We start from the raw sequence: 15624 nt of genomic DNA, 5'->3' as shown, positions 1-15624 counted from the left end.
AACCCCCACACCGTCACCCGGTCGCGGCCGGCGCACGCGTCGCCGGCGGCGCCGCGCTCACCCGGGACGGCCACCAGTTCGCCCGGCCGACCAGTGCGGCGATCGCCGGCACCGTGATGGTGCGCACCACGAAGGTGTCCAGCAGGATGCCGACCCCGATCACGAAGCCGCCCTGCACGACGATGCCGATCGACGAGAACAGCAGACCCGCCATCGAGGCCGCGAAGATCAGGCCGGCCGCGGTGATCACCCCGCCGGTGGAACTCAGCGTGCGGATCACTCCGTAGCGCACGCTGTGCGGCGATTCGTCGCGCAGCCGCGATACGAACAGCATGTTGTAGTCCGCGCCGACGGCGACCAGCACCACGAACGCCAGCGGCGGCACCGTCCAGTGCAGCGGCTGCCCGAGGATCCACTGGAACGTCACCACCCCGATGCCGATGGCCGCGAAGAACGACAGCACGACCGAGCCCACCAGATACAGCGGCGCGACGATCGAGCGCAGCAGCACCGACAGCGTCAGCAGCACGATCGCCAGCGTGACCGCGATGATGAACCGGATGTCGCGCTCGTAGTAGTCCCGGGTGTCGCGCAGCGCCGCGGGATAACCGCCCATCGAGATCGTGGCGTCGGCCAGCGTGGTGTTGGGCTGCGCGCCGCGGGCGATGTCGTTGATCGCGTCGACCTGATCCATCGCCTCGGGGCTGAACGGGTTGAGTTTGGTCTGCACCAGGTAGCGCACCGAGTGTCCGTCCGGGGAGATGAACGCCGCGGCGGCCTTCTGGAACTCCACGGCGTTCAGCACCTCGGCGGGAATGTTGAAGCCCGCCATCGCCGAGCCCGACGCGTCGTGGCGCATGGTCAGCAGGAACGTCGACGCCTGGTCCAGGCCCGAGGCCAGGACCTTGATCTGCTCGACCAACTCGTCGACGCCGCCGGCCACCTGCCGGCTCCCGCTGGCCAGGCGGTCGGTGTTGCGCTGCAGATCGGTCAGACCCGCACGGGCGCCCGCGGGCGTGTCCAGCCCCATGGCCGAGATCGTCTTCGTCAGTTTGGCGAACGCCGTGTTGAGCTGGTTGACGGTGGCGGTCAGGCTCTGCCGGTCGTCCACCCCCTGCAGTTGCCCGGCGAGCTTGTTGATCTCGTCCATGCGGCCGTCGTTGCGCGCGGCGACGAGCTTCTCGAACTGCTGCCGGGTGTCGACGCAGGACGGGTTGGCGTCACAGACCTGGTTGCCCTGCAGCGCGACCAGCACCGGACCGATCCAGCCGAACATGTCCCGCACCGCGCGGAAGTTCACTCCCATCGACAGGCCGAGCTTGTTCACGCTGTCGACGAGCTTGGCGGCGGTCGCGACGTCGCGCACCAGCTTGTCGCCGCCGTACTGGGCGCGCGCCGAGGAGAAGGTGTCGATCAGACCCTGCAGGCTGGGCGCGATCTCGTTGACCTGGGCGCGCACGTCGCCGAGGCTGTCGGCGAGGGTGTCGGCGCCGGCCACCAGCTTGTTCAGGTCGCCGCTGCGTTCGCCGATCTGCGCCGAACCCGCGGCGAGGCGGTCCCCGACGATGCCGGCCTGGAAGGTGGCGCGGAACTCGGCCGGCACCTCACCCAGCGGCCGGGTGATGCCGCTGACCAGCGCGACGTCGGGCAGCTGGGCGATCCGCGACGCCATCTGTTCCAGGTCCGCCAGCGCGGCCGGCGAGCGCAGATCGCGCGGCGACTGCACGAGGATGTACTGCGGGATGGACTGGCTGATCGGGAAGTGGCGTTCCAGCGCCGCGTAGCCCACCGAGCTGGGCGCCGACGGGGACACCGTCTTGCGGTCGTCGTAGTTGAACTTCGCGAACCCCGCGGCGCCGGCCAGCAGCACCAGCACCAGCACGCTGGCCACCAGATGCGGCACCGGGTTGCGCACGATCCGGATGCCCGAGCGGCGCCAGAACCGGGCCGTCAACTCACGGCGCGGTGCGATCCAGCCGCGCGGGCCGGCGAGCACCATGATCGCCGGCAGCAGCGTGACCCCGGCCAGGAACGCGACCGCGACGCCGATCGCCGCGGACACCCCGATGGTCTTGAACACACCCATCGTCGCGAAGCTCATCGCCAGGAACGTGATGCCGACCGTGGTGGCCGACGCGGTGATGACCTTCCCGATGGAGATCATCGCCCGGGTGACCGCGTCGTCGACGTCGGCGCCCGTCCGCACGTAGTCGTGGTAGCGGCTGATCAGGAACACCGCGTAGTCGGTGCCGGCGCCGGCGAGGATCGCGCTGAGGAACACGATCGACTGGTTCGACACCCCCGAGCCGGTCAGCTGCGAGTAGCCGGCGACCACCCCCTGGGCGATCAGCACCGACGCCCCGATCGTCACCAGGGGCAGCAGCATCGTCACCGGGTTGCGGTACACCAGCAGCAGCACGGCCAGCACCAGGACGGCGATCGCGATCTCGATGGGCAGCCGGTCGTGCTGACCGGCGACGGTCAGGTCGGCGACGGTGGCCGCGGGACCGGTGACGTGCACGGCGAGCGGGCTGCCGCGCGGCGGGACGTGGTGGGCGATCACGTCGGCGACGCGGTTGAACGAGTCGTAGGCCCGCGGCGTGCCGAGCTCCCCGACCAGCGTCACCGGCAACACCCAGGTCGTCTTGTCGTCGCTGGTGAGGAACATGCGCAGCTGCGGGGTGCTGACGAAGTCCTGCACCGACACGACGTCGGTGACGTCGTCGCGCAGCGCGTCGACGACGTCGCGATAGACGGCCTCGTCGGCCGGTGTGAGTCCCGCGTCGTCGATGAACGCGACGACGAGCAGGTTGTCCGAGCCGGGTTCGCGGAACGCCTCCGCCATCTTCGTCGCGGTCACACTCGACGGCGCGTCGGCGGGCAGGATGACCAGCGGGTGTTTCTGCGCCATCTCCCCCAGGGACGGGAACGTCAGCGGCAGGGCGACCGCCATCGCGATCCACACCGCGATCACGGCCCACGGGAACCGCACCACGAGACCGGCTAGCCGCCGCATGTCGCCTTCACCCCCGACCCCTCGCCGTGCCGCACGCTATGCGACGCGTCCCCACTGGCCGCTGTCGGCGACCAGTGCCGACACCGACGTCATCGCCTGCATGTAGCGGTCGACCGATTTTCTGGCGACCGGGTTGTCGGGATGCATGATCGCCATGACCGTGCCCTCGCCGTAGCGGAAGATGTAGATCGTGAGCTGATAGGAGTATCGGCCGTCAGGATAGATCCCGATGTTGTCGGCCAGGCCCATTTCGCCGGCAGCGAGGATCGCGTTCAGCGGCGCGGCCCCGCCGTGCAGGAAGTTCGACACCGGGAAGTTCGCCTGCGGCCAGTTCAGCCACGGCGCCAGCTCCAGCACGCGGTAGTACGGCACCTTCGCCATCGCCAGCCCCGAATCGAACGAGGACTGCGCCGACCATGCGGCGTCGCTGAACGAGGCGGCGCCGATCGGCACCACGATCGGGATCAGACCGGTGAACCAGCCCTGCGTCATGAAGTTGTCCGAGGCGGTGCGCGAATCGCGCGGCGTCAGCCCGTAGTAGGTGAGCGCGCCCGTCAGCTCGTGCTCCACCTGGGCCAGGCAGGCGAACAGGCCCCCGACGAACCGTGCGCCCGCGGCCGCGCAGGCCGCCTCGAAACGGTCGGTCTGCGCGCTGTCCAGCAGCACGTGCGAGGTCATCGTGCTGCGGGTGGACTGCTGCGGATCCCCGAGCGGCAGCGGAAACTCGGGGAAGCCGCCGGAGTTGTTCTCCGCGAAGTCGATCCAGGTCTGCACGCCGGGCGAGTCGACGGTGAGCTCGTCGGTGAACTCGCGCTCACGCACACAGAAGGCGTCGAAGCTCCCGGCGTCGGGCAGCACCAGGGCGTGGCCGCCGCCGCTGAGCGCCGAGTACATCCCGTTGGCTTCCATCATCGTGGTGCCGATCAGCGTGGCGTCGCCGTGCACGTGATCCATCGAGGCGAAGAAGCTGAAGTGGTCCTCGCACTGGATGACCCCGAACGTGAAGCAGCCCCATTCCAGCGGGCTCGGGATGTCGACGACGTGGGCGTGGATCTCGTCGACGTCCATGTGACCGTGGGTGACGGGGACGAACTCGATGTCGTCGGGGTCGGTGAGGGCGTGCCGGATGAATTCCCCGTCGCCGGTCTGGGCGAACCAGCTGCGGAACGTGTCGTGCCGACGCAGATAGGCGTTGACCGCGTGATCCATCGCGGCGATGTCGCACTGGCCCGCGACGTCGCAGCTGGCGATGATCTGGCGGGAGAAGTTCAGTCCGTCGGCGCTGCGCCGGCAGTAGTTCTGCAGGTGTTGGCCCTGCATGTAGCTGACGGGCACCGCGCTGACCGGCGCCTGGCGCGCCTTCTCGACCGCCGCCGCGGTCGGATGCCACGAGGTGACCGACCCGGCCGCCAACGACCATTCCTCCAGTGCGCCGACCGTGATCTTCCCGATGCGCACTCCGCGGTCCTCCCCCGTCCTGCCCGTCGCCGTCCGGCAGGGCCATTCATCGCTGGATCAACTTACCGAATGAGTGCTGGTCCTCAAGGACCTTCGCAGCCGAGGGGAGTCGCCCGAGCGCCCCGTCACACCGTCGCGCTAGCACGCCCGGGGAGCGTGACGACGTGCGATAGTAGCCGTCGACGTGATCCTGGTCGGGGGAAGGACAACCACGTGGTGTCTGTCGAAGGTCGAAGCGACCCTGTCGCTCGCTTTGCCGTCGTCGGCTACGCGGCCCGATTCCCCGGCGCCCCGGACGCCGACGCGTACTGGGATCTGCTGCGCGAGGGACGCGACGCGATCTCCGAGGTCCCGCCGGACCGCTGGGACGCCGAGGCCTTCTTCGACGCCGATCCCGGCACCCCGGGCAAGGTGGTGACGCGTCGGGCAGGCTTCGTCGACGACGTGACCGGGTTCGACGCGCCGTTCTTCGGGATGTCGACCCGCGAAGTCCGGCAGCTCGACCCGCAACACCGGCTGCTGCTCGAAACCGCCTGGCACGCCGTCGAACACGCGGGCATCGCACCGTCGACGCTGGCCGGCACCGACACCGGCGTCTTCGTCGGGCTGGCCACCCACGACTACCTCGGCATGGCGTCCGACGAGCTGACGTACTCCGAGATCGAGGCCTACATGGCCATCGGCACCTCGAACGCCGCCGCGGCAGGCCGGATCAGCTACCGGCTCGGGCTGCAGGGGCCGGCCGTTGCCGTCGACACGGCCTGCAGTTCCTCGCTGGTGGCGATCCACCAGGCCTGCCAGGCGCTGCGCCTGGGCGAATGCGACCTGGCGCTGGCCGGCGGCGCCAACGTGCTGCTGACCCCGGCGACGATGATCACCTTCTCCCACGCCCACATGCTGGCGCCCGACGGCCGATGCAAGACCTTCGACGCGGCCGCCGACGGGTACGTGCGCGGCGAGGGCTGCGGGATCATCGTCATCAAACGCCTCGAGGACGCGCTGCGCGACGGCGACCACATCCGGGCGGTGATCCGCGGCAGCGCGATCAACCAGGACGGCGCCTCGGGCGGACTCACGGTGCCCAACGGGGTGGCCCAGCAGCGGGTCATCGCGGCCGCGCTGGACCGGGCCGGCCTGGACCCCCGCGACGTCGACTACCTGGAGGCCCACGGCACCGGCACCTCGCTGGGCGACCCGATCGAGGCGCAGGCCGCGGGCGCGGCGCTCGGCGACGGCCGGGAACCGGACCGGCCGCTGCTGATCGGCTCGGCCAAGACCAACATCGGGCACCTCGAAGCCGCCGCGGGCATCGCGGGCGTGATCAAGGTGATCCTGTCCCTCGAGCACGAGACGCTGCCCAAGCACCTCAACTTCGAGAACCCGTCCCCGCACATCCCGTGGGACCGGCTGCCCGTCGAGGTGGTCAAGGAGACGATGCCCTGGACCCGCGACGCGCGGCCGCGCATCGCCGGCGTCAGCTCGTTCGGCTTCGCCGGGACCAACGCCCACGTCGTGCTGGAAGAGGCCCCCGCCACGGTCGCTGAGGATGTCGCCGAGCCGTCGGCTCCGGTGCTGCGTGTGCTCCCGCTGTCCGCCCGCACCCCGACCGCGCTGCGCACCCTCGCGGGCCGGTACCGCGACTGGCTGACCGAGCACCCCGAGGCCACCCCGGCCGACGTGTGCTTCACCGCGGGGGTGGCCCGCGCGCACGCCGAGCACCGCGCCGCGCTGGTGATCGACTCCCGCGAATCGGCCCTCGACCTGCTCGGCGCGCTCGCCGACGACCGCCCGTCACCCGGGCTGGTCCGCGGCGAATCCTACGAAGCCCCCAAGACCGCGTGGCTGTTCACCGGGCAGGGCAGCCAGTACCCGGGGATGGCCCGCGGGTTGTACGACACCGAGCCGGTGTTCGCCGAGACGCTGGACGCGTGCGCGGCCGCCGTCGCCGACCTCCTCGAAAAGCCCTTGCTCGACGTGATTTTCGACAACGACGACGCCGAGGCGCTGCGGCTGACGTCCTACGCCCAGCCGGCGCTGTTCGCCGTGGAGATGGGGCTGGCCCGGCTCTGGCAGTCCTGGGGGCTGGAGCCCGACGTGGTGCTCGGGCACAGCGTCGGCCAGTACACCGCCGCCTGTGTGGCCGGCGTGTTCGACCTCGCCGACGGCGCCCGGCTGATGGCCGAGCGCGGGCGGCTCTTCGCCGGACTGCCCGCCGGGGGCCGCATGGTCGCAGTCTTCGCGCCCGCCGAGCGGGTCGAGGCCGTGACCGACGACGTGCCGAGCGTGTCCGTCGCCGCCTACAACGGCGCCAATACCGTGTTGTCCGGTCCGGCAACGGATCTGGAACGCGCGGTCGCCGGGCTGGTGGCCGACGGCGTGCGCTGCGACTGGCTCGAGACCAGCCACGCCTTCCACTCCGCGCTGCTCGACCCGATCCTCGACGAGTTCGAGTCCACCGCGAACCGGTTCACCTTCGGGCCGCCGCAACGGATCCTGATCGACAACCGCACCGGCGCCGCGCTGGGCCGCAGCGTCACCCTCGACGGCGCGTACTGGCGCCGGCATGCCCGTCAACCGGTTCAGTTCGCTTCCAGCGTGCGCACTCTGGCCGAGCTCAACTGCAAGCTGCTGGTCGAGATCGGTCCGCGACCGGTGCTCACCGCCGCTGCGTTGGCGGCCTGGCCCGACCCGGCCACCAGCCCGCGGGTGATCGCGAGCCTGCGCCCCACCGCCACCGACCAGCGGCAGATCACCGAGGCGCTGGCCGACGCCTACGTCCTGGGCCACCTCCCCGACTTCCGCGCCGTCCGTCCGTCGACAGCACGCACCCTCGACCTGCCGACCTATCCGTTCGAGCACCGCCAGTACTGGTTCCGCGACGCGCGCGAACCCGTCGAGCGTCAGCAGCGGACGGGCCCGCGCACCGCCGCCGTCGGACTCCTCGAAGACGGCCGGATCGACGAACTCGCCGCGCTGCTCGGCGCCACCGAGGACGACACCCGGACCCGGGAGATCCTCAGTACCCTTGCTGCGCAACACAATCAGCAACGTGACGCGCAGTCGATCACCGAGGACCGGTACGAGATCCGCTGGGATCCCGCAGGCGCCGCACCGCATGACACCGCCGACACCCCCTCGTGGATCCTGGTCGGCGACGACACCCCCGCCACCCGCCCGCTGATCGACCTGCTGACCGCGCGGGGGCACCGGTACCAGATCCTCGGACTGCCGCTCTCCGACGCCGAGGAGGCCGCCGTCGCCGACGCCGTGCGCAGCGCGGCCGCGGCGGATCCCGCGTTGCGCATCGTGCACATCGCCGGGCTGGACGCCGACGCCTCGACGTCGACGCGGTCCCTGCTGCGGATGCAGCACCGGGTGCTGCCGGGCACCCGGCGGCTGTTCCGTGCGGCCGCCACCGCCGAGGTGCGCAGCCCCATCTGGCTCGTCACCCGGGGCGCGCAGCGCGTCGCCGACGGCGACGTGACGGCACCGGATCAGGCCTGCCTGTGGGGATTCGGCCGCGCCGCCGCGCTCGAGGCCCCGCAGCTGTGGGGCGGCCTTGCCGACCTCGCCGCCGGTACCGCCGAGGAATGGTCGGCGCTGGTGCAGCGCATCACGACACCGGCCGGCCCGGGCATCCGGGACGATCAGCTCGCGCTGCGCGGCCACGACGGCTACGTGCCGCGGCTGACGCGGCGCACGGGCCAGCCGATTGCTCAGGGACTACAGATGCGTTCGGAGGCAACCTATCTGGTGACCGGCGGGCTCGGCGCGATCGGACTCGAGATCGCCGGTCATCTGGCCGCGCACGGCGCCCGGCACCTGGTGCTCACCAGCCGCCGCGAGCCCGGCGAGGCGGCCCGGCAGCGCATCGCCGCGCTGACCGAACAGCACGGCTGCGAGGTGCGCGTGGTGGCCGCCGACGTCGCCGACGCCCACGACGTCGCGCGGCTGCTGGCCATGATGCACGCCGAGCTGCCACCGCTGGCCGGGGTGGTGCACGCCGCGGGCGAGATCGGCACCACCCCGATGACCGACCTCACCGACGACGAGATCGATCGCGTGTTCGCCGGAAAAGTCTGGGGTGCGTGGCATCTCGCCGAGGCAGCGGCCGAGCTGAATCTGGACTTCTTCGTCAGCACCTCGTCGATCGCGTCGGTGTGGGGCGGCTTCGGTCAGACCGCCTACGGCGCGGCGAACGCCTTCCTCGACGGGCTGTCGTGGCGGCTGCGCGAGCGCGGTGTCGCCGGTAGCGCCGTGAACTTCGGGCCCTGGGCGGTCGGCATGGCCGACGCGCGGTCGCGGGCGCGGCTGGAGGAGCGGGGCGTCGCGACGCTGTCCCCCGCCGACGCGCTGGCAGGCCTGGCCGACGCGATGGCCACGGGCGCCCCTCAGGCCGTCGTCGCCCGCATCGACTGGGCCCGTTTCCTGCCGCTGTACGAGCAGACCGGCCGCCGCGGACTGCTCGCCGAGCTCAATCAGGAACTGCCACAGGCTGTTCCCGCACCGACGGCCACCGGGCGCACCGCCCTGGTCGAACGGCTCACCGAGGCACCCGTGCAGCAGCGCCGCACGTTGCTGATCGACTACCTGCGCGACGCGGTGGCCGAGGTGACGCGGGTGGACGCCACCGAGATCCGCGAGGACGCCGGCTTCTTCGACATCGGCATGGACTCGCTGATGGCGGTCGAGCTGCGCCGCCGGATCGAGACCGGCGTCGGCCGCGACATCCCCGCCACGCTGGCGATGGACCACCCGCGGCTGTCCGACGTCGCCGACTACCTGCTCGGGGAGGTGCTCGGACTCACCGAGGCGGCGCCGACGCGGCCGGCCACGGTCGTCACCGCCCGCACCGACGATCCGATCGCGATCGTCGCGGTCTCCTGCCGGTTCCCCGGCGCGCCGAACCCCGAGGCGTTCTGGGACGTGCTGGCCGGCGGCGTCGACGCGATCCGCGAGGTCCCGGAGGACCGCTTCGACATCGACGAGTTCTACGACCCCGACCCCGACGCCCCGGGCAAGACCTACACCCGCTTCGGTGGATTCCTGGACGGGATCGACGGATTCGATCCCGAGTTCTTCGGCATCTCCCCGCGCGAGGCCGTGTGGATCGAGCCCCAGCAGCGCCTGATGCTGGAAACGGTGTGGGAGGGCCTGGAACGGGCGGGCTACTCGCCGGCCTCGCTGCGCGGCAGCCGCACCGGCGTCTTCACCGGCGTGGCCGCCAACGAGTACGCGCACCTGCTCTCGGCCGAGTCGATCGACAAGATCGAGCCGCACTTCATCACCGGCAATGCGCTCAACGCCATCTCCGGGCGGGTGTCGTTCGCGCTCGGCCTCGAGGGCCCGGCCGTGGCCGTCGACACCGCGTGCAGCTCCGCGCTGGTCGCCGTGCACCAGGCCTGCCAGGCGCTGCACTCCGGCGACTGCGACTTGGCGCTGGCCGGCGGAGTGAACGTGCTGCTCAGCCCGGTGACCACCGTCGCCGCCTCCCGCGCGCGGATGCTGTCCCCGGTCGGACGCTGCAAGACCTTCGACGCGTCGGCCGACGGGTACGTCCGCAGCGAAGGCTGCGGCGTCCTGGTGCTCAAACGCCTCAGCGACGCGGTGCGCGACGGGGATCCGGTGTGCGCCGTGATCGCCGGCAGCGGGGTCAACCAGGACGGCGCGTCGAGCGGCCTGACCGTCCCGAACGGCGGCGCGCAGCAACGGCTGATCGGCGCGGTGCTGGCCCGGGCCGGGCTGACCGGCGGTGAAGTCGACTACCTCGAGGCGCACGGCACGGGCACCCCGCTGGGCGATCCGATCGAGGTGCAGGCCGCCGCGGCCGCGTACGGCGACGCGCGCACCCCCGATCGGCCACTGCTGATGGGTTCGGTGAAGACCAACATCGGCCACCTCGAATCCGCCTCCGGCGCAGCCGGTCTGATCAAGGTGGTGCTGTCGCTGCAACACGAGGTGCTGCCCAAGAGCCTGCACTTCGACACCCCGTCGCCGCACATCCCCTGGGACACGCTGCCCGTCCGCGTGGTCGACCAGGCCACGCCGTGGCACCCGCACGGCCGGCCCCGCCGCGCCGGGGTGAGCTCGTTCGGTTTCACCGGGACCAACGCCCACGTGCTGATCGAGGAGGCGCCTGCCGCGGCGCCGCCGCAGCCCGACACGGCGCCGGACGCCCCGGTGAGTGTGCTCCCCCTGTCGGCGCGCTCCCCCGAAGCGCTGACGGCGCTGGCGCAGCGGTACGAGGCCTGGCTGGGCGCCCACCCCGACGCCGACATCGCCGACGTGTGCCTGACCGCGGGCACCGGACGCTCCCATTTCGAGCAGCGCGCCGCGCTGGTCGTCGACTCTGTCGACGGGGCCCGCGCCGCGCTGGCCGACCTCGCCGAGAACCGGTTGCGGCCCGGCGTCGTGCGGGGCGAGCACACGCACCGCCCGACGACGGCGTGGCTGTTCACCGGGCAGGGCAGCCAGTATCCCGGCATGGCCCGCGAATTGTTCGACAGCGAACCGGTTTTCGCCGACACGGTGACGCAGTGCGCCGAGGCGGTCGAGGATCTGCTGGCAGAACCGCTGCTCGAGGTGCTGTTCGCCACCGACCGCGAGACCGGCGGCCAGGCCGGAAAACGGTTGCGGCACACGTCGTTCGCGCAACCGGCGCTGTTCGCCCTCGAGATGGGGCTGGCCCGGCTGTGGCAGTCCTGGGGCGTCACACCCGATGTGGTGCTCGGCCACAGCGTGGGCCAGTACGCGGCGGCCTGCGTGGCCGGTGTGTTCAGCCTCGCCGACGGTGCCCGGCTGATGGCCCAGCGGGGCCGGCTGTTCGGCGACCTGCCCGAGGGCGGTCGGATGGTGGCGGTGTTCGCCGACGCCGCCCGCGTCGAGGACGCCGCCGGCGGGCATCCCCGGGTGTCGGTCGCGGCGTACAACGGTCCCAACACCGTGCTGTCCGGCCCCGGCGAGGACCTCGAGCAGATCGTCGCGACGTTCGGTGAGGACGGCGTCCGCTGCACCTGGCTGGAGACCAGCCACGCCTTCCACTCCGAACTGCTCGATCCCGTCCTCGACGAATTCGAGTCCTACGCCGCGCAACTGCCGTTCGCAGCGCCGACGCTGCCGCTGGTCTGCAACCGCACCGGCGCGGTGCTCACCGGCCACACGACGCTGGACGCCGAGTACTGGCGCAAGCACTCCCGTCAGCCGGTGCAGTTCGCCGAGAGTGTGCGCACCGTGGCGGCCCTCGGTTGCTCGGTGCTGATGGAGATCGGTCCGCAACCGGTGCTCACCGGCTCCGCGGTGCAGGTCTGGCCGGAGCACCTGCCGGCCCCGCGGGCGATCGCGTCGCTGCGCAAGGGCGTCAGCGACCGCCGTCAGATCGCCGACGCGCTGGCCGCGGCCTACGTCGGCGGTCACCGGCCCGACTTCGCCGCGGTGGCCCGCCGTCCCCGGCACGTCGTGGAACTGCCCACCTATCCGTTCCAGCGTCGCCGCTTCTGGCCCAGAAGTGCGGGCATCACGGTGGACGGCGGCGTCGGCCCCGCAGTTTCCGGGATCCTGGGCAGCGCCAAGGAACTGGCCTCCGGTGACTCGGTCTACACCAGCAGGCTGTCGGTGAAATCGCAGCCGTGGCTGTCCGACCACGTCATCTACGGCACCGTCGTCGTGCCCGGCGCGACCTACGCGGCGATGGCGCTGGCCGCCGTCGGCGCCCCCGCCCGGGCCAGGGACGTCTTCTTCTACGAGCCGATCATCCTGCCGGAGAAGGCGTCCCGCGAGGTGCAGTTGACCCTGCATCCCACCGACGGCGACTGGACCTTCCAGGTGCACAGCCGGCCCCACGGCGAAGCCGGTGCCGAATGGTCGCTCAACGCCGAGGGCCGGGTGCTGGCCGGCGCAGACGACACAGACACCGCCGACGATGCTTCCGACGCCCCTTCACCGGAACCGATCGACGAGGCCGTCGAGCGGCTCACCCGGATGCGGCCGCAGGAGCTGTTCGACACGTTCGCCGACCTCGAACTCGCCTGGGGTCCCACGTGGTCGGGATCGCTGAAATCGCTGTGGCTCGGCGACGGGGAGGCGATCGGCGACATCCTCGTCGGGGAGGAACTCACCGAACACCTCGGCACCGAACCGATGCATCCGGTGCTGATGGATCTGTGCACCGGCGTCGCGTTCCCGGCGTTCCCGGCGCTGCTGGCGGCCGAACAGGGCGTGACCGATCTGTACCTGCCGTTGCGGTACGGGCAGGTGTCGGTGGCGCAGAGCATGCCGCGCCGGTTCTACTGCCGCGCGACCTGGCACCGGGCCGCGCTGGACAGTGAGACCCAGGTGTTCGATCTCGACTTCGTCGACCGGGACGGCAACCGGCTGGGCGGCATTCGCGAGTTCACCGTCAAACGGGCACCGCGCGAAGCACTGCTGCGCGGCCTCGGCGGCGACGCGACCCGGCTGCTCTACACCGTGGGCTGGCACGAGGTGCCGGCGCCGGCCGCCGAGGATCCGGTGCCCAGCGGTACCTGGCTGATCGCCGGGTTCGACGACCTGGCCGCGCTCGTGCCGGGGTGTGTTCCGTTGCCCCGCACCACCGAGTCCGCCGCGCTGGGACAGGTGCTGGCCGACGCGCACCAGCGCGGTGTCGGGTTCTCCGGCGTCGTGTGGCGCGCCGCCCCGTCGCCCGAATCCGAATCGGGCGCCGCGCAGGCCGCCCGCCTGGAAGGCGAGATCGACCACCTGCTCAGCGCGGTCCATGCCGTGCAGAGCGGCGAGGTGAAGCTGCCCGGCGGACTGTGGATCGTCACCGAACGCGCCGTGGCCTGCGAATCCGGCGAGCCCGTCGACCCAGTCCAGGCGGCACTGTGGGGATTCGGGCGCACCGTGGCCAACGAGGAACCCGCACTGCGGTCCCGGCTCGTCGACGGCGACGGATCACCGGAAGCTGTCCGTGCGCTGGCCATCCTGCTCGCCCACCCCGTCGACGAACCCGAAGTCGCTGTGCGGCAGGGCAAACTGTTGGCCTCCCGGCTGGTGCCGTGGGCGCGCACCGGGCACCTCACCGTCCCCCGGGCGAACGACTACGTGCTCGCGCCCACCGAACGGGGCGCCATCGACAACCTGCGGCTGACCGAGACCGAGGTGGCGCCGCCCGCCGAAGGCTATGTGCAGGTGCGGGTCGAGGCGGCGGGGCTGAACTTCCGCGACGTCCTCAACGTGCTGGGCCTCTACCCCGGCGATCCCGGCCCGATCGGCGGCGACTTCGCCGGCACCGTCACGCACGTGGGTGACGGTGTCACCGGACTCGACATCGGCCAGCGCGTCTACGGCTCCATGCAGGGTGCGTTCGCCAGCCGGTTCAACGTGCCCTCGCAGTTCCTGGCCCCGATCCCCGACGGGGTGAGCGCGGTCGAGGCCGCGACCATCCCCGCCGCGGCGCTCACGGTGCGGCTGTCCTTCGACTGGGCGCGGCTCGAGCCGGGCGACAAGGTGCTGATCCACGCCGCCAGCGGCGGTGTCGGGCTGGCGGCCGTGCAGATGGCCCAACGCTGCGGGGCAGAGGTATTCGCCACGGCCAGCGCCTTCAAACGCGAGACGCTGCGCCGGATGGGGGTGCAGCACGTCTACGACTCGCGCAGCACCGATTTCGCCGATCAGATCCTGGCCGACACCGACGGTGCCGGCGTCGACGTGGTGCTCAACAGCCTGACGAGTGAGGGGTTCATCGAGGCGACGTTGCGGGCCACCGCACACGGCGGCCGCTTCGCCGAGATCGCCAAGCGCGACATCTGGACGCCGGAACAGATGGCTCAGGCCCGGTCCGACATCGACTACGAGATCGTCGCCCTGGACACGGTGATGCTCACCGAGCCCGACCGCATCCGCGGGCTGCTGACCGAGGTGTCGGAGGGGCTGGCCAAGGGCGAGTGGACGCCGCTGCCCGCCGAGATCTACCCGCTGACGGAGGCCAGGTCGGCGTTCCGGCGCATGCAGCAGGCCCGGCACATCGGCAAGATCGTGCTACAGATGCCGAGACCGCTTCAGCCGCAACCAGATCGGACCTACCTGATCACCGGCGGTCTTGGCGCGATCGGCCTGCACATCGCAGCGCATCTGGCGCAACTGGGCGCCGGCGACATCGTGCTCACCAGCCGCCGCGCCCCATCCGCCGACGCGGCGCAGCTCATCGACGACCTCACCGAACGCCACCGGTGCCGGGTGCACGTCGTGACCGCGGACGTCGGCGACGAGCAGGAGGTGACCGCGCTGCTGGACCGCATCCGCGCCGAGATGCCCCCGCTGGCGGGCGTGGTGCACCTGGCCGGCGTGCTCGACGATGCGCTGCTGTCGACGCAAGATCTGCAGCGGTTCCGGAACACGTTGGCCCCCAAGGCCTACGGCGCCGATCACCTCGACCGGTTGACCGGCGACGACGATCTCGACTTCTTCATCGTGTCGTCGTCGGTGTCCAGTGTGTTCGGGTCTCCGGGGCAGGCCAACTACGCGACGGCCAACGCGTTCCTCGACGGTCTGGTCGCGGCGCGGCGGGCCCACGGTCTGCCGGCGACAGGCGTGAACTTCGGCCCCTGGGCCCGCGGCGGGATGGCGTCGTCGGAGGCGGCGACGGCCAACATCAGCGCCCAGGGCCTGACCCCGCTCGAACCGTCGGCGGCGCTGAGCGCGCTGTCGGAGGTCGTCGCCAACGGGACCGGGCAGGCGACCGTGCTCAAGGCCAACTGGCAGCGGGCCGCCAAGGTGCTCGGCGCCGCACGCCCGCCGATGCTCGACCTGGTGCTGCCCAGCGCCGGCGGTGAGGTGACCGGTGACAGCGAACTGCTGCGCCAGCTGCAGGAGATCCCGGTGCCGCAACGCGCCGGCTTCGTCACCGAGTTCCTGCAGCGCGAGGTGCAGAACTTCCTGCGGCTCGCGCAGCCGCCGGCGGCGTCGAGCCGGTTCTTGGACCTGGGCACCGATTCGCTGATGGCGATCGAGCTGCGCAACCGGCTGCACAGCCAGTTCGGCGGAGCGTTCACGATCAACGCGACCGCGGTGTTCGACTACCCGACCATCGGCGGGCTCGCCGAGTACCTGGTGGGCCAGCTGCCCGATGCCGAACCGCCCGCCGAATCGGCGGACTGACGCCGGGTGCGGCAATT

At 71.5% G+C, this 15624-nt stretch carries 3 protein-coding genes; 1 reads left to right on the top strand and 2 read right to left on the bottom strand.

The genetic code is table 11. The features are described 5' to 3' along the window. Positions 1–13: 13 nt before the first annotated feature. Positions 14–3016 carry an MMPL/RND family transporter gene (locus MCHLDSM_RS26475; protein ID WP_048472686.1) on the bottom strand — a complete coding sequence of 1001 codons (3003 nt, stop codon included), beginning with the start codon at positions 3014–3016 and terminating at the stop codon, positions 14–16. A gap of 36 nt (positions 3017–3052) precedes the next feature. Beyond that, entirely contained in the window at positions 3053–4474 is a 1422-nt protein-coding gene (locus MCHLDSM_RS26470; RefSeq protein ID WP_048472685.1) for a condensation domain-containing protein, read from the bottom strand. A gap of 213 nt (positions 4475–4687) precedes the next feature. On the opposite strand from MCHLDSM_RS26470, the gene MCHLDSM_RS26465 reads away from it, so the two are divergent. Continuing rightward, on the top strand, positions 4688–15607 hold the full coding sequence (locus MCHLDSM_RS26465) for a type I polyketide synthase (protein WP_048472684.1): 10920 nt from the start codon (positions 4688–4690) through the stop codon (positions 15605–15607). Positions 15608–15624 lie beyond the last annotated feature (17 nt).

This window comes from Mycolicibacterium chlorophenolicum, from assembly GCF_001044235.1.
Lineage (GTDB): Bacteria > Actinomycetota > Actinomycetes > Mycobacteriales > Mycobacteriaceae > Mycobacterium > Mycobacterium chlorophenolicum.
The sequence above is the reverse complement of the archived record's forward strand: the minus strand, read 5'-3'. Positions and strand labels throughout refer to the sequence as shown.